The sequence below is a fragment of the Acidiphilium cryptum JF-5 genome (genome assembly GCF_000016725.1).
Lineage (GTDB): Bacteria > Pseudomonadota > Alphaproteobacteria > Acetobacterales > Acetobacteraceae > Acidiphilium > Acidiphilium multivorum.
Window position 1 is genome coordinate 1,031,670 of sequence record NC_009484.1, and the last position, 15,243, is coordinate 1,046,912.

14 protein-coding genes are annotated in these 15,243 nt (G+C 65.5%); all 14 read left to right on the forward strand.

Annotation, left to right across the window (positions count from 1 at the left end):
• Positions 1-4 precede the first annotated feature (4 nt).
• The 14 genes from nuoH to ACRY_RS07155 all read left to right on the forward strand — a co-directional run bounded on the left by nuoH (position 5) and on the right by ACRY_RS07155 (position 15,239).
• On the forward strand, positions 5-1,021 hold the full coding sequence (gene nuoH, locus ACRY_RS07090) for an NADH-quinone oxidoreductase subunit NuoH (RefSeq protein ID WP_007422408.1): 1,017 nt from the start codon (positions 5-7) through the stop codon (positions 1,019-1,021).
• A 15-nt stretch (positions 1,022-1,036) separates the two neighbouring features.
• Positions 1,037-1,525 carry an NADH-quinone oxidoreductase subunit NuoI gene (nuoI, locus tag ACRY_RS07095; protein ID WP_035186180.1) on the forward strand — a complete coding sequence of 163 codons (489 nt, stop codon included), beginning with the start codon at positions 1,037-1,039 and terminating at the stop codon, positions 1,523-1,525.
• Between the two features lie 6 nt (positions 1,526-1,531).
• Positions 1,532-2,182: an NADH-quinone oxidoreductase subunit J gene (locus ACRY_RS07100; RefSeq protein WP_007422406.1), complete on the forward strand. Its 651-nt coding sequence runs from the start codon at positions 1,532-1,534 to the stop codon at positions 2,180-2,182.
• Positions 2,179-2,490, forward strand: coding sequence for an NADH-quinone oxidoreductase subunit NuoK (nuoK, locus tag ACRY_RS07105; protein WP_011941875.1), 312 nt, complete (start codon positions 2,179-2,181; stop codon positions 2,488-2,490). Before ACRY_RS07100 ends, nuoK begins: the two co-directional genes overlap by 4 nt.
• Before the next feature lie 6 nt (positions 2,491-2,496).
• Positions 2,497-4,425, forward strand: coding sequence for an NADH-quinone oxidoreductase subunit L (nuoL, locus tag ACRY_RS07110; protein ID WP_011941876.1), 1,929 nt, complete (start codon positions 2,497-2,499; stop codon positions 4,423-4,425).
• Positions 4,426-4,438: 13 nt separating this feature from the next.
• Entirely contained in the window at positions 4,439-5,956 is a 1,518-nt protein-coding gene (locus ACRY_RS07115) for an NADH-quinone oxidoreductase subunit M (RefSeq protein ID WP_007422403.1), read from the forward strand.
• An 8-nt stretch (positions 5,957-5,964) separates the two neighbouring features.
• Positions 5,965-7,401 carry an NADH-quinone oxidoreductase subunit NuoN gene (nuoN, locus tag ACRY_RS07120; RefSeq protein ID WP_011941877.1) on the forward strand — a complete coding sequence of 479 codons (1,437 nt, stop codon included), beginning with the start codon at positions 5,965-5,967 and terminating at the stop codon, positions 7,399-7,401.
• A complete protein-coding gene (locus ACRY_RS07125) occupies positions 7,398-8,126 on the forward strand; it encodes a biotin--[acetyl-CoA-carboxylase] ligase (RefSeq protein ID WP_011941878.1) in 729 nt (242 codons plus the stop codon). The genes nuoN and ACRY_RS07125 overlap by 4 nt, the downstream gene beginning before the upstream one ends.
• A 21-nt stretch (positions 8,127-8,147) precedes the next feature.
• On the forward strand, positions 8,148-8,948 hold the full coding sequence (locus tag ACRY_RS07130; protein ID WP_011941879.1) for a type III pantothenate kinase: 801 nt from the start codon (positions 8,148-8,150) through the stop codon (positions 8,946-8,948).
• A 34-nt stretch (positions 8,949-8,982) separates the two neighbouring features.
• Positions 8,983-10,629 carry a ribonuclease J gene (locus ACRY_RS07135; protein ID WP_007422399.1) on the forward strand — a complete coding sequence of 549 codons (1,647 nt, stop codon included), beginning with the start codon at positions 8,983-8,985 and terminating at the stop codon, positions 10,627-10,629.
• 251 nt (positions 10,630-10,880) lie between these two features.
• Positions 10,881-11,975, forward strand: a complete 1,095-nt coding sequence (locus ACRY_RS07140; protein WP_011941880.1) for an acyltransferase family protein — start codon at positions 10,881-10,883, stop codon at positions 11,973-11,975.
• Between the two features lie 33 nt (positions 11,976-12,008).
• Positions 12,009-13,322 (forward strand): proline--tRNA ligase, encoded by a 1,314-nt coding sequence (proS, locus tag ACRY_RS07145; protein WP_007422397.1) that lies wholly within the window; start codon positions 12,009-12,011, stop codon positions 13,320-13,322.
• Positions 13,322-14,569 (forward strand): lipoprotein-releasing ABC transporter permease subunit, encoded by a 1,248-nt coding sequence (locus ACRY_RS07150; protein WP_011941881.1) that lies wholly within the window; start codon positions 13,322-13,324, stop codon positions 14,567-14,569. Before proS ends, ACRY_RS07150 begins: the two co-directional genes overlap by 1 nt.
• Entirely contained in the window at positions 14,562-15,239 is a 678-nt protein-coding gene (locus ACRY_RS07155) for an ABC transporter ATP-binding protein (protein WP_011941882.1), read from the forward strand. The genes ACRY_RS07150 and ACRY_RS07155 overlap by 8 nt, the downstream gene beginning before the upstream one ends.
• The last annotated feature ends 4 nt before the right edge of the window (positions 15,240-15,243 follow it).

The following is a 15,243-nucleotide window of genomic DNA, read 5'->3' on the forward strand; positions in this document are numbered from 1 at the left end:
CGCGATGGAGGCGGGTTTCTTCTCGACGGATTTCGGCATTCTCGTTCTCACCCTGCTGCGCACGCTGGCGCTGCTGGTGCCGCTGCTGATCGGTGTCGCGTATCTCACCTATGCGGAGCGCAAGGTGCTGGCGGCCATGCAACTGCGCAAGGGACCGAACGTGGTCGGCCCGTTCGGGCTGTGGCAGCCCTTCGCGGACGCGATCAAGATGCTGTTCAAGGAGACCATCATTCCCGACGGCGCCAACCGGATGCTGTTCCTGTTCGCGCCGATGATCACCTTCGGGCTCGCGATCATCGCCTGGGCGGTGATTCCGGTGAACGACCACTGGGGGATCGCGGACATCAATGTCGGACTGCTCTACCTGTTCGCGATTTCCTCGCTTGGCGTCTATGGCGTGATCATCGCGGGCTGGGCGAGCAACTCGAAATTCGCCTTTCTCGGCGCCATGCGCAGCGCGGCGCAGATGGTGAGCTACGAGGTCTCGATCGGCATCGTCATCCTCTCGGTGCTGGTCTGCGTCGGCAGTCTCAACCTGAACGACATCGTGACGGCGCAGCGGCATATCTGGTTCGCGATCCCGCTGCTGCCGATGCTGGTGGTGTTCTTCATCTCGGGCCTCGCCGAGACGAACCGCGCGCCGTTCGACCTGCCGGAAGGCGAGAGCGAGATCGTCGCCGGGTTCTTCGTCGAATACAGCGCGATGAGCTTCGCGCTGTTCTTCCTCGGCGAATACGCGAACATGATCCTGATGAGTGGGATGACGACCATCCTCTTCCTCGGCGGCTGGCTCTCGCCGATCCCGATCGCGCCGTTCACCTGGATCCCCGGACCGGTCTGGTTCCTGCTCAAGGTCATGCTGTGCCTGTTCGTTTTCCTCTGGGTGCGCGCGACGCTGCCGCGCTTCCGATACGACCAGCTGATGCAACTTGGCTGGAAGGTGTTCCTGCCGTTTTCGCTCGGCTGGCTGGTGCTGACGGCGAGCGTTCTCGAAATTTTCGGCTGGTTGCCGCATGCGTGACCGGGAGATCGGATGATGGCCAGACTTGATCGCATCGCGCACCGCTTCCTGCTGCTGGAGATTCTCTCCGGCCTGCGGCTGACCCTGCGTTATTTCTTCACGCGCAAGGCGACGCTGAACTACCCGTTCGAGAAGAACGCGATCAGCCCGCGTTTCAAGGGCGAACACGCGCTGCGCCGGTATCCGAACGGCGAGGAACGCTGCATCGCCTGCAAGCTGTGCGAGGCGATCTGCCCCGCGCAGGCGATCACGATCGAGGCGGAACCGCGCGAGGACGGCTCGCGCCGGACCACGCGCTACGACATCGACATGACAAAGTGCATCTATTGCGGCCTCTGCGAGGAAGCCTGCCCGGTCGATGCGATCGTCGAAGGACCGAACTTCGAATTCGCGACCGAGACGCGCGAGGAGCTGATGTATGACAAGGAAAGACTGCTCGCGAACGGCGACCGCTGGGAAAGCGAACTGGCCAAGCGCCTCGAACTCGACGCGCCTTACCGGTAACGCGCCATGATCGTCACGCTCGCATTCTACGTCTTCGCCGCGATCCTGCTGCTCTCGGCCTGCATGGTGATCACCGCGCGCAATCCGGTGCATTCTGTGCTGTTCCTCATCCTCGCCTTCATCAACGCGGGCGCGCTGTTCGTGCTCGCCGGCGCCGAATTCCTGGCGATGGTGCTTGTGATCGTCTATGTCGGCGCGGTTGCCGTGCTGTTCCTCTTCGTCGTGATGATGCTCGACGTCGATTTCGCGGCGCTACGCGAGGGCTTCCAGCGCTACGCGCCCCTCGGCCTGCTGATCGGGTTCATCCTGATGGTGGAAATCGGCGCCGTCGCCATCGGCTGGACCATCACCCCCGCCGCCCATCTCGCCAGCCAGGTGCCGATGCCGGCGCATCTTTCGAACACCGCGGCACTCGGCGACCTGATCTACACCCGTTACATGTTCGCCTTCGAACTGGTGGCGCTGCTGCTCCTCGTGGCGATGATCGGGGCGATCGTGCTGACCCATTCGGGCGAGCGCCGCTCGCGCCGTCAGGACATCTCGATGCAGCATCAGCGGCCGATCGACGAGACGCTGACGATGGTCAAACTCGGCATCGGCAAGGGAGCGAAGCAGATGACACAGGCAGCGCCCGCGAAACGGGAGACGATCCGATGAGCGCGGTCGGGCTCGGGCCCTATCTCGTCGTCGCCGGCCTGCTGCTGGTGATCGGGATTTTCGGGATCTTCCTCAACCGGAAGAACATCATCGTCATCATGATGTCGATCGAGCTGATCCTGCTCGCCGCCAACATCAATTTCGTCGCCTTCTCCTCGGCGCTGCACGACATGGCGGGGCAGGTCTTTACCATGTTCGTGCTCTCGGTCGCGGCGGCGGAGGCTGCGATCGGGCTGGCGATCCTGGTCGTGTATTTCCGCAACCGCGGCTCGATCGAAGTCGAAGACGTCACGCTGATGAAGGGCTGAGCCGACATGCTGCTTGCCATTGCCGTTCTCGCGCCGCTGGCCGGCGCGCTGCTCGCCGGGCTCGCGCGCCCCACCCTCGGCCGCGCTCCGGCCGTCGGGCTCAGCGTCGCCTCGCTGGTCATCGCCGCCATCGCCGCGATCGGCACGGTCTACCGCCATCTCGTGCTCGGGGCGGCGGACCATCTCATCGTGCTCGGGCAATGGATTTCGGTCGGCACCTTCGCGCCGCAATGGGCGCTGCGGATGGACACGCTGTCGCTCGTGATGGTGGGCATGGTCTGCGTGGTTTCGGCGCTGATCCATGTCTACAGCATCGGATACATGGCGGAGGACCGCACCGAGCCGCGCTTCTTCGTCTACATCTCTCTATTCACCTTCGCGATGCTGATGCTCGCCACGGCAAACAACCTGCTCCAGCTGTTCTTCGGCTGGGAAGGTGTTGGCCTGATGTCCTACCTGCTGATCGGCTACTGGTATGACCGCGCCAGCGCCAACGAGGCGGCGATCAAGGCCTTCATCGTCAACCGGGTGGGTGACCTGTTCTTCGCGGTCGGTATCGCGTTGACCTGGTATGAGTTCGGCAGCGTCAATTTCGATACGATCTTCGCCGGCGTGGCCAAGGTCGCGCCGCACGCCTACCATCTGTTCGGCACCGATATGCCGGTGCTCGAGGTGATCTCGATCCTTCTCTTCATCGGCGCGATGGGCAAGTCCGCCCAGCTGTTCCTGCACACCTGGCTGCCGGACGCGATGGAAGGCCCGACGCCGATTTCCGCCCTCATCCATGCCGCGACGATGGTGACCGCCGGCGTGTTCATGACCGCGCGGATGTCCCCGGTCATCGACGCGGCTCCCGTTGCCCTGGCGCTGATCACGGTAATCGGCGGCTTCACCGCCTTCTTCGCGGCAACGATCGGCTGCGTGCAGAACGACATCAAGCGCATCATCGCGTACTCGACCTGCTCGCAACTCGGCTACATGTTCCTCGCGGTCGGCGTGGGGGCGGCGCCGATCGGCATCTTCCACCTGATCAACCATGCCTTCTTCAAGGCGCTGCTGTTCCTCGGCGCCGGTTCGGTGATCCACGCGCTGGCCGACGAGCAGGATGTGCGCAAGATGGGCGGCCTGTGGCGCAAGCTGCCGGTCACCTATGTCACGATGTGGGCGGGAAGCCTGGCGCTGGTCGCGATCCCGCCGTTCTCGGGTTACTTCTCGAAGGATGCGATCCTGTCGGCCGCCTTTGCCGCACAGTCGCACACGGCGGTGTTCGGCTGGCTCTGTGGCACGCTCGGCGCCGGTCTGACCGCCTTCTACACGGTGCGGTTGATGCTGCTCACCTTCCACGGCAAGCCGCGCGCCTCCAGCGAAACGCTGGCCCACGCGCATGAAAGCCCGCTGGTGATGCTGTTGCCGCTGGTCGTGCTGGCCATCGGGGCGCTGACGACCGGCTTCCTGCTCGGGCCGACCTTCATCGGGGCACATTTCGCGAATTTCTGGGGGGCCAGCATCGCCTTGCCGCATGGTGGCGCGGTGATGGCGGCGCGCAACACGATTCCGGCCTGGGCGGAGAAGATGCCGCTGCTGCTGGCGATTGCCGGGATCGGCATCGCCTACTGGTTCTACGAGCTCGCTCCGGCGCTGCCGGCGCGGCTGGCCGAGGCCTGGCCCGGGCTCCACGCGTTCCTGCTCAACAAATGGTATTTCGACGAGTTGTATGACGCGATCTTCGTCCGCCCGGCGCTGGGCATCGCGCGCGCCATCTGGCGGATCGGCGATGAGGAGATGATCGACGGCGTGCCGGAAGGCCTGGCGCGGCTGACCGGCGATGCCTCCGGCGTTGCCAGCCGGCTGCAGAGCGGATCGATCGCGGTTTACGGGTTCGTCATGCTGGTCGGGTTGATGGTGCTGGTGACCGTTTTCTTGGTCGCGCGGTGAGGGGGAGCGGCACATGAATTTCCATCTTCTCTCGCTGATGACCTGGCTGCCGCTCGCCGGCGCCGTGCTGATGTATTTCACCGGCGACTCGGCCAACCCGGCCACCGCCCGCAATGCGCGCTGGATCGCGCTGTGGACCAGCCTGCTCGTGCTCGTGCTCGCGGTGGTGATGGTCGTCGGCTTCAATCCGTCAGTGCATGGGTTCCAGTTCGTCGACTCTGCCGAATGGATCCCGGCCTACGGCATCGGCTACCGGATGGGCGTTGACGGCATCAGCCTGTTCTTCGTCGCACTCAGCGCGCTGCTGACGCCGGTCGCTGTATTGGCGAGTTGGCGCGAGAGCCGGCGCGTGCGCGACTACATGGCCGCCTTCCTGCTGCTCGAGACCATGACGATCGGCATGTTCTCGGCCCTCGATTTCCTGCTGTTCTACATCTTCTTCGAGGGCGTGCTGATCCCGATGTATCTCATCATCGGCGTCTGGGGCGGGGAGCGGCGGATTCATGCCGCGGTGAAGTTCTTCCTCTTCACCCTCGCGGGCTCGCTGCCGATGCTGCTCGCCCTGGTCTGGATGTGGCACCACGCCGGCACGACCGACATGGTGCAGCTCATGCACACCGCGATCGCCCCGACCACGCAGGACTGGCTGTTCGTCGCCTTCCTGCTCTCCTTCGGCGTGAAGGCGGCGGTCTGGCCGATGCATACGTGGCTGCCCGACGCCTATGGCGAGGCGCCGCTGCCCGGCACGATCATGCTGGCCGCGGTGCTCTCGAAAATGGGGGCCTACGGTTTCCTGCGCTTCTCGCTGCCGATGCTGCCGCAGGCAACGGCCTATTTCGAGCCGTTCATGTTCGCGCTCGGTATCATCGGCATCGTCTACATTTCCTTCGCCGCCTTGGCGCAGACCGACATCAAGCGCATGATCGCCTATTCGTCGGTCGCGCATATGGGGCTGATCGTGGTCGGCATCTTCACCGTCACCGTCGCCGGAATCGAGGGCGCGCTGTTCCAGATGGTGTCGCACGGGCTCGTCATTGCCGCATTGTTCCTCTGTGTCGGCATCCTGCTGGCGCGCGGCCATTCGCTGCGGCTCGACCAGCTTGGCGGTCTGGCCTCGCGCATGCCGGTCTACGCCACCTTCCTGATGCTGTTCGTGATGGCGAATGTCGGCCTGCCCGGCACATCCGGCTTCGTCGGCGAGATCCTGGTCATGATCGGCGCGATCCAGGCGAATTTCTGGGTCGCCCTGCTTGTCGGCTCCGGCATGATCCTGAGCGTGATGTACATGCTGGTGATGATCCGCCGCGTGCTGTTCGACAAGGCGCGCAGCGTCGCCAACGCGGTGATGGCCGATATCGGGCCGCGCGAATGGCTCATGTTGGCGCCGCTGGCGGTGCTGGTCATCGTGCTCGGCTTCGTGCCCGGCGGCCTGACCCATATCTTTGACGGCGCGGTGCAGGACCTTGTCCATGCCCATGTCGCCGCCCTGTCGTCCGGCGCGCATGCCCGGCTGGCCATGATCAAGCAGTGAGCGAGGCAATGTCGACGTTCTATACCGTGCTGCCCATCCTGTTCCTCGCCATCGCGGGGATGATCATGCTGATGTCCGGCGTCTTCACCGACCGCGACCACAGTTTCGCGATCACCGCAGCATCGATCGTGGTGCTCGCGATTGCCGCCCGGCTGCTGGTCGCGGCGCCTGGCGGGACGATCTTTCACGGTCTCTACCAGACCAATGATTTCACCCGCTTCGCCGACGTGCTGGTGGCGCTGGGGGCGATCGGCGCACTCGCGCTCTCGGTCACGTTCAACCGCAATATCGGCATCACCCGCTTCGAGTTTCCGGTGCTCGTCCTCTTCGCGGTGACGGGCATGGTGGTTCTGGTCTCGGCGAGCGACCTGATCACGCTTTACATCGGCTTCGAGATCCAGTCGCTTGCGCTCTACGTGCTGGCGGCCTTCGCGCGGCACAATCTGCGCTCCTCGGAAGCGGGGCTGAAATATTTCGTGCTGGGCGCGCTGTCGTCTGGGCTGCTGCTCTACGGAATCTCGCTGGTCTACGGCTTCGCCGGAACCACGAATTTCGCCGGGATCGCCCACGCGCTCGCCGGCCATCCGACTGCGGCGGTGGGCTCGACGATCGGCCTCGTCTTCGTTCTCGTCGGCCTCGCCTTCAAGATTTCCGCTGCACCGTTCCATATGTGGACACCCGACGTCTATGAGGGTGCGCCGACCTCGGTGACGGCCTTCTTCGCCACCGCGCCGAAAATTGCCGTCTTTGCGCTACTGCTGCGGGTGATGCTGGGGCCGTTCGGGCCCGTGCTCGGGCAGTGGCGCGACCTCGTGCAGATCATCGCCGCGGCTTCGATGGTGATCGGCGCCATCGGCGCGATCCGGCAGACCAGCATCAAGCGCCTGATGGGCTATTCCTCGATCGGCCACATGGGTTACGCGCTGATGGGCCTTGCCGCCGGCACCGCCGCCGGGGTCAGTGGCGCGTTGATCTATCTCGCCATCTATCTCGTGATGTCGCTCGGCACCTTCGGGTGCATCATCGCGATGAGCCGTGGCCGCCAGCCGGTCGAGCGCATCGCCGATCTCGCCGGCATGGCCTCGGACGATCCGCGTTTTGCCTTCGTGCTCGCGGTCATGATGTGGTCGATGGCCGGCATTCCGCCGCTCGCGGGCTTTTTCGGCAAATTCTATGTCTTTGCCGCCGCGATCAATGCGGGGCTCGGCCCGCTCGCCGTGCTCGGCATCATCACCAGCGTGATCGCGGCCTTCTATTATCTGCGCGTCATCAAGGTGATGTATTTCGACGCCGGCGAACCGGGGCTCGACCGGCGCAGCGCCGGCGTCAGCCTGGTGATGGGGGCGGCCGCAGCGTTCACGGTGCTGTTCGTCTTCCATCCGTCGACGCTGACGACCCTGTCGACCATGGCGGCCCACGCGCTGATGACGAGCCAGGGATTTTGACAGCCGACCGCGCGCCCTGGCGGATCGAACACTACGACACGCTTGGCTCGACCTCGGATTTCTGCGCAAGACGCGCGGCTGAGGGAGAGCCCGAGCGGCTGATGGTCGTCGCGGCGCGGCAGACCGCGGGGCGAGGGCGCGCGGGACGGGCCTGGGAGTCGCCGGCAGGCAATTTCTGCGGCTCCGCCCTGCTGCGCCCGCGCGTTCCGGCGGGGCAGGGAGGATGGTTCGCGCTGCTCGCCGGCCTCGCGCTGATCGAGGTGCTCGATCCCGCGCTGCCGGCTCCCGGCGCAGTCATGCTCAAATGGCCGAACGACCTGATGGCGGGCGCCGCCAAGCTCGCCGGCATCCTGCTGGATGCGACAATCGAAAACGGGATGATTACCGCGATGATCGTCGGCGTCGGCGTCAATCTGGCCGAGGCGCCGCCGGTGCCGGGTCGGGTAACGACGAGCCTTGCCGCGCTGGGTGGCGCGATGACGCCGGAGGCGCTGGCGCCGGCATTCTGCGCGCGGCTCGACCACTGGCTCGACGTTCTGGCGTCGGGCGCCGCGCCGCTGCGCGCCGCCTGGATGCGTCGGGCGCACCCCGAAGGCACGGCGATCACCGTCGATGGCGGGCGGCGTTCGGGCATCTATGCCGGGCTCGACGATGACGGCGCGCTGCTCCTCCGTGAAGGCGACCGGGTCACCGCATTGCGCGGCGGTGACGTCGCCCTGATCTGATCGCGCAGCAGGGCCTTGGGCATGAAACTGGTCATCGACGCGGGCAACACCAACATCGTCTTCGCGGTGCATGACGGGTCGCGCTGGCGCGGTACCTGGCGCATCGCGACCGACGCGCAGCGCACGTCCGACGAATATGGCGTCTGGCTCACCGTCCTGCTTGACCGGGCCGGAATTGCCGCCGGGGGGATCGATGGCGCGGTGATCGGCACCGTGGTGCCGGCCGCGCTCTACCATCTGCGCCGGCTCTGCCGCGACTGGTTCAGCCTGGAGCCGCTGATCGCGCGTGCCGAACTCGACTGGGGCTTTGCGATCGAGATGGACAATCCGGCCGAAATCGGTGCGGATCGCCTTCTCAACGCGTTGGCTGCCCATCATGGCTACGGTGGCCCGCTCATCGTGATCGATTTCGGCACCGCGACGACGTTCGACGTGGTGAACGGCAACGGCGCCTATGTCGGCGGCGTGATCGCGCCGGGGATCAATCTCTCGGTCGAGGCGCTGCACCAGGCCGCGGCTCGCCTGCCGCGAATCGGCATCGGCCGGCCGCAGCTTGTGATCGGCAAGTCGACTATTCCCGCCATGCGCTCGGGCATCTATTGGGGATATGTGGGGCTGGTCGAGGGACTCATCGCGCGGATCGAGGCGGATTTCGGGGCGCCGATGAAAACGATCGCAACCGGGGGGCTTGCGCCGCTGATCGCCGAGGGCACGTCCCGGATCGAACACACCGACCCCGACCTCACGCTCGAGGGGCTGCGCCTGCTGGCCCTGCGCAACCCGGCCCCCGTGCTGCGCCCGCGCGAGGCCGAACACGAATGAACGAGAACGAAGCGACTGAAAACAAGGTGACTTCATGAACGAGATCAGCAAGGGGCTGAGTTTCACCCCGCTCGGCGGCACCGGCGAGATCGGCATGAACCTGAACGTCTACGGGCTGGATGGTGATCTGCTGGTGGTCGATTGCGGCATGGGCTTCGCCGGACCAGAGGCGCCCGAAGCGGAGTTGCTGGTGCCCGACCCGGCGTTTCTGGCTGCCAACCGGGACCGCATCGCCGGCCTGGTTATCACCCATGCGCACGAAGACCATATCGGCGGCATCGCGCGGATCTGGGACGCGCTGCGCTGCCCGGTCTACGCAACGCCCTTCGCCGCGGCGCTGATCCGCTACCGGCTCGGCGAGGCCGGGCTGCTGCGCAGCGTGCGCATCACCGAAATCCAGCCTGGCGCGGCCTTCGAGGTTGGCCCCTTTGCGCTGCGCTATATCCGCATGTCGCACTCAACGCCGGAGTCGCAGGCACTCGTCCTCACCACGAAATACGGCACCGTGCTGCATACGGGTGACTGGAAACTCGATCCGGAGCCGCTGATCGGCCCACCGACCGACGAGGCGGCGCTCGAGGCGCTGGGCGATGCGGGCGTGCTGGCGATGATCTGCGATTCGACCAATGCGCTGGTCGAGGGACATTCCGGCTCGGAAGCGACCGTGCGACGCAGCCTGACGAGCCTGATCGCGGGGCTGCGCGGTCGCATCGTCGTCACCTGTTTCGCGAGCAACATCGCCCGGATCGATACGGTGGTGAAGGCCGCCGCCGCCGCCGGCCGGCATGTCGCGCTGGTGGGACGCAGCCTCGGCAAATATGTCGAGGCGGCGCAGGAAGCGGGCTATCTCGCCGACCTGCCGGATTTCGTTCCCGAGGACGAGGTCGGCGCCATTCCGGATGACAGCCTGCTGATCCTCGCCACCGGCAGCCAGGGCGAGAAGCGCTCGGCGCTGGCGCGGATCGCCGCCGATACGCATCGCAACGTCGCGCTGGGCGAGGGCGATACCGTGATCTTCTCCGCCCGCGTGATCCCCGGCAACGAACGGGCGATCGGCGCGGTGCAGGACGAGCTGGTCCGCGCCGGCGTGAACGTGATGACCGACGACGATCACATGGTGCATGTCTCCGGCCATCCGGCCCGCGACGAACTGCGCCGGCTCTACCGTCTGGTCCGTCCGAAATATCTGGTGCCGACCCATGGCGAATGGCGCCACATGGCGGCGCAGGCCGATCTGGCCGAGGCGGCCGGCATCAGCACGCTCCTTCTGGAGGATGGCGATGTGCTGCGCCTCGCGCCCGAACCGCCGCAGGTGGTCGACAGCGTTCCGGTCGGCCGGCTCGCGGTGGACGGAGACCGGCTGGTTCCGATGCAGGGCGGCGTAATGGCCGCGCGACGGCGGATGATGCTCAACGGCGTCGTGGTTGCCAGCATCGCGGTCGACCGCGCCGGCAAGGTGAAGGGCGGGGCGCAGATCGCCGCGCCAGGCCTGTTCGAAGCCGATGATCATGCGCTCGGCGCGCTGGCCGAAGACTTTGTCGCAACCTTCGAGGACCTGCCGGCCAACCTGCGGACCGACCGGAATGCGGTGAAGGAGGCAGCGCAAACGGCCCTGCGCCGCGCGCTCGGGCGGCGTTTCGGCAAACGGCCGATGGTCGAGGTGCATGTCCTGCACATATGATGATTATTTTATAGTCAAATGTTCTTTTTCATTTCGATACAGATGAAAATTTTAGCAATATATGTCCAAATTCGTCATTTTCTTGTGCATAGGCGCGTGAATTCGCTTTACGCCCGGCATGCCGCAATGCAGTATCGTGTGCAGAGCGGAGATTGGTTCTTCGCTCTGCCGTGTGACTGGCGTTTCCTCCCTGAACTTGGCCCGCTGGCCCTGTGGCCGGCGGGTTTTTTTCCGTCCATGATCGGCCGCCGATGATGGGACGCCGCGAACTGACCGATCTGACCTCGTGCCGCGCGCTCTTCGCGCTCTGGGTCTTTGCCTATCACGTCAATCTGCAGGTGGAGTACGCGCACTGGCTCGGCCCGTTCGCGCCGGTCGTGGAACACGGTTATCTCGGCGTCGACGGTTTTTTCATTCTCTCCGGTCTGATTCTCACTCGGGTTGACGCCGACACGCCCTTCACCGTGCGCGGGGCCTTGCGGTTCTGGGGAAAGCGGCTGGCGCGGATCTATCCGGTGCATTTCGCGGTAATCGCGCTGCTCGGCGGGCTGTTCCTTGCCGGTATCGCGGCCGGCATCCCCCCGCGCGAGCCGGCCCGCTTCGCGGGCTTCGCACTGCTCTGCCATCTCGCCCTCGTTCAGGGCTGGGGGACGCTTGATCACTGGGCGTGGAACTATCCCTCCTGGTCGATCAGCAGCGAATGGGCCGGTTATCTGCTGTTTCCGCTGCTGATCGCGTGCTACCGCGTCTTCTACAAGGGGGCGCTGGCGATCTCCCTGCCGCTCTGTTTCAGCATTCTCGCCACGGTCGCCGATATCCATGGCGGGCTGAACCTGACCTTCGGCAGCTCGTTGCTGCGCTTCTTTCCGGAATTCATCGCCGGAATGGCGACAACGGCGTTCATCCCCTTCATCGCCGACGAGGCGCCGAACCGCATCATCGCGCTTGCCGGCGCAGCGTTGGCAGTCGCCTTCGCCGCGACCGGGCACGACGCGATGACCGTGCTCGGCCTCTGGCTGATGCTTTATGGCCTCGCCATGCAGGGAGATGCCGAACGGCCGGCGAGCATCGGCGCCATCCGCCCGCTGCGCGCCATGGGCGTGATCTCCTATGCGTTCTACATGAGTTTTGCGCCGGCCGAACTCCTCACCACGCAGTTTTTCCGGCATCTGGGCATCGCGCGCGCGGCCGCGCCGCTGGCGGTCGCCTTCATGCTTGCGGCGCTCACGCTCGGCCTTGCCGTGCTGCTGCACGTGCTCATCGAGAAGCCCGCGCGGATCGCCCTCAACCGCCGCTTCGATCCGTCCCGCGCCGCGGCTCTGGCCGCGGGCAGCGTGGCGCTGTAATCAGGCGACCGACCCAACCGATCAGGACCCATCATGCGCCTTTCCCGCTCGCTCATTCCCACCCTCAAGGAAACGCCCGCCGAAGCGCAGATCGTCTCGCACCGGCTGATGCTGCGCGCCGGGCTGATCCGCCAGCAATCGGCCGGAATCTACGCCTGGCTGCCGGCGGGGCTGCGGGTGCTGCACAACATCGCCAATATCGTCCGCGAGGAGCAGGCGCGCGCCGGCTCCCAGGAAATCCTGATGCCGACGATCCAGTCCGCCGAGCTATGGCGCGAAAGCGGGCGCTACGACGCTTATGGCCCGGAAATGCTGCGCATCCGCGACCGTCATGATCGCGAGATGCTCTACGGCCCGACCAACGAGGAAATGCTCACCGCGATCATGCGCGATTCGGTGCAGTCCTACCGCGACCTGCCGCAGATGCTCTACCAGATCCAGTGGAAATTCCGCGACGAGGTCCGCCCGCGCTTCGGCGTGCTGCGCGGCCGCGAATTCTACATGAAGGACGGCTACAGCTTCGATCTCGACTATGAAGGCGCGGTCGAAAGCTATCGGCGGATGATGCTGGCCTATATGCGCACCTTCAAGCGCATGGGCGTGCGCGCGGTGCCGATGCGCGCCGATACCGGCCCGATCGGCGGCAATCTCTCGCACGAATTCCACATTCTGGCGCCGACCGGCGAGAGCGGCGTGTTCTACGATTCGAGCTTCGAGACGATCGAGCTCGGCGACGATGCCTACGACTACGAGGCCCGCGCCGATCTCGACGCGTTTTTCGACCGCATGACCTCGCTTTACGCCGCGACCGACGAGAAGCACGACGAGGCCGCCTGGGCGAAGGTGCCCGAGGATCGCCGCCGCGAGGGCAGGGGGATCGAGGTCGGCCAGATCTTCTATTTCGGCACCAAATACAGCCAGGCGATGAATTTCACCGTGGTCGGGCCGGACGGTGCGCGCCTGCACCCCGAAATGGGCAGCTACGGCATCGGCGTCTCGCGGTTGACCGGCGCGATCATCGAGGCGAGCCATGACGAAGCGGGGATCATCTGGCCCGACGCGATCGCGCCGTTCCGTGCCTCGATCCTCAACCTCCGCCAGGGCGATCAGGTGACCGACGCGCTGTGCGAGCGGATCTACGACGCCCTCGGCCGCGATGCGCTCTATGACGACCGCGAGGCCCGCGCCGGCGAGAAATTCGCCGATGCCGACCTGATGGGCCATCCTTGGCAGGTCATCGTCGGCCCGCGCGGCGCGGCGAAGGGCCAGGTCGAGCTCAAGCACCGCCGCACCGGCGAGCGCGCCGAACTCGACATCGAGTCGGCACTCGCGAAAGTGCGCGTCTGATGTTCTCCGCCTTCGAGCGCCGGGTCGCCTTCCGTTACCTGCGCGCCCGCAAGGGTGAGCGGTTCGTCTCGATCATCGCCATCTTCTCGCTGGTCGGCATCGCCCTCGGGGTGGCGACGCTGATCATCGTGATGAGCGTGATGAACGGATTCCGCCAGGAATTGCTGGCGCAGATCCTCGGCCTCAACGGCGATATCGGTGTCTACGGCGCCGGCCACAACATCACCCAATACGACGCCGCGGCCGGGCGGCTCGAAAAGATCCCGGGCGTGATCAGCGCCATCCCGATCGTGCAGGGCGAGGTGCTGATGACCGGGCCGCATGGCGGCGCGATCGGCGGGGTGGCGCGGGGCATCCAGCCGGACGGGCTGGCGAAGCTGCGGACCGTTTCGCGGCATATCGTCGCCGGCTCACTGAAGGATTTCACCGGCCGCAACATCGCGGTCGGCGCCGGCGTGGCCAGCCAGCTCGGCATTTCGCTCGGCGGCACCATCACCCTCGTGCTGCCGCAGGGCGATGCCACCATCATCGGCACCATTCCGCGCATCCAGAGCTTTCATGTCAGCGCGATCTTCCGCACCGGCATGGCGCAATACGATTCGAGCTTCGTGTTCCTGCCGCTCACCTCGGCGCAGACGCTGTTCCGCGCAAAGGATGCCGCGACGCAGATCCAGCTTTTCGTGAAAAACCCCGACAATACCGGCCCGATCAAGGCGGCCATCCCGAAGGCGATGGGCAGCGCGCCAGTCAACGTGGTGGACTGGCAGGACAGCAACAACGCCTTCTTCGCGGCGGTCAATGTCGAGCGGAACGTGATGTTCCTGATCCTCACGCTGATCATCGTCGTTGCCGTGTTCAACGTGGTGTCCTCGATGATCATGATGGTGAAGGACAAGACCGCCGATATCGCCATCCTGCGCACGATGGGGGCGACCTCGGGCTCGATCATGCGGATCTTCTTCATGGTCGGCGCCTCGGTCGGCGTGATCGGCACGATCGCGGGCTTCGGCCTCGGCGTCGTCTTCTGCGCGCATATCGAGCAGATCCGGCAGTTCGTGCAGGGGCTGACCGGCACGCAGCTCTTCAACCCCACGGTCTATTACCTTGAATCCCTGCCGGCGAAGCTGGTCTGGAGCCAGGTGATCGAGGTCGTGGTGATCGCCATCGGCCTGTCCTTCGTCGCCACGCTCTATCCAAGCTGGCGGGCGGCGCGAACCGATCCGGTGGAGGCGCTGCGCCATGAGTGAGGTTCTGAAACTCGAAGGTGTTGTTCGCACCTTTCACAGCGAGGGCGAGGATCTGCACATCCTGCGCGGCGCCGATCTCCCGCTGCGCAGCGGCGAGATCGTCGCGCTGGTCGCCCCCTCCGGTTCCGGCAAATCCACCCTGCTCCATCTCGCCGGGCTTCTCGAAAAGCCGGATGGCGGCACCATCCGCATCGGCGGGATCGATACCGCGCGCCTTTCAGATTCCGAAAAGACCACGCTGCGCCTTAATGAAATCGGCTTCGTCTACCAGGCACATCATCTGCTGGCCGAATTCACGGCACTGGAAAACGCAGCCCTGCCGCAGCTCATCGCCGGAAGCACCCGCAAGGATGCCGAGGCCCGCGCCGCCCATCTGCTCGATGCGTTCGGCCTCGCCGCGCGCGCGCATCATCTGCCCGGCAAGCTCTCGGGCGGCGAGCGTCAGCGCGTTGCCATCGCGCGCGCCATGGCGAACGCGCCGAAGCTCCTGCTCGCCGACGAACCGACCGGCAATCTCGACGTCGCCACCGCCGATCTCGTGTTTGCCGAATTGCTGCGGGTAGTGCGGCACGAAAACATCGCGGCGCTGATCGCCACCCACAACCCCGATCTTGCCGCGCGCATGGATCGCGTGGTCATGCTGCGCGATGGCCATCTCGTGGATGGCTGAACAA

Bases quoted from the DNA above. Each gene is read 5' to 3' on its own strand.
- proS (WP_007422397.1), top strand. From the start codon at position 12,009: ATGCGCCTTTCCCGCTCGCTCATTCCCACCCTCAAGGAAACGCCCGCC.
- ACRY_RS07155 (WP_011941882.1), top strand. From the start codon at position 14,562: ATGAGTGAGGTTCTGAAACTCGAAGGTGTTGTTCGCACCTTTCACAGC.
- ACRY_RS07135 (WP_007422399.1), top strand. From the start codon at position 8,983: ATGAACGAGATCAGCAAGGGGCTGAGTTTCACCCCGCTCGGCGGCACC.
- ACRY_RS07130 (WP_011941879.1), top strand. From the start codon at position 8,148: ATGAAACTGGTCATCGACGCGGGCAACACCAACATCGTCTTCGCGGTG.
- nuoK (WP_011941875.1), top strand. From the start codon at position 2,179: ATGAGCGCGGTCGGGCTCGGGCCCTATCTCGTCGTCGCCGGCCTGCTG.
- ACRY_RS07150 (WP_011941881.1), top strand. From the start codon at position 13,322: ATGTTCTCCGCCTTCGAGCGCCGGGTCGCCTTCCGTTACCTGCGCGCC.
- ACRY_RS07100 (WP_007422406.1), top strand. From the start codon at position 1,532: ATGATCGTCACGCTCGCATTCTACGTCTTCGCCGCGATCCTGCTGCTC.
- nuoH (WP_007422408.1), top strand. From the start codon at position 5: ATGGAGGCGGGTTTCTTCTCGACGGATTTCGGCATTCTCGTTCTCACC.
- ACRY_RS07140 (WP_011941880.1), top strand. From the start codon at position 10,881: ATGATGGGACGCCGCGAACTGACCGATCTGACCTCGTGCCGCGCGCTC.
- nuoN (WP_011941877.1), top strand. From the start codon at position 5,965: ATGTCGACGTTCTATACCGTGCTGCCCATCCTGTTCCTCGCCATCGCG.
- nuoI (WP_035186180.1), top strand. From the start codon at position 1,037: ATGGCCAGACTTGATCGCATCGCGCACCGCTTCCTGCTGCTGGAGATT.
- ACRY_RS07115 (WP_007422403.1), top strand. From the start codon at position 4,439: ATGAATTTCCATCTTCTCTCGCTGATGACCTGGCTGCCGCTCGCCGGC.
- nuoL (WP_011941876.1), top strand. From the start codon at position 2,497: ATGCTGCTTGCCATTGCCGTTCTCGCGCCGCTGGCCGGCGCGCTGCTC.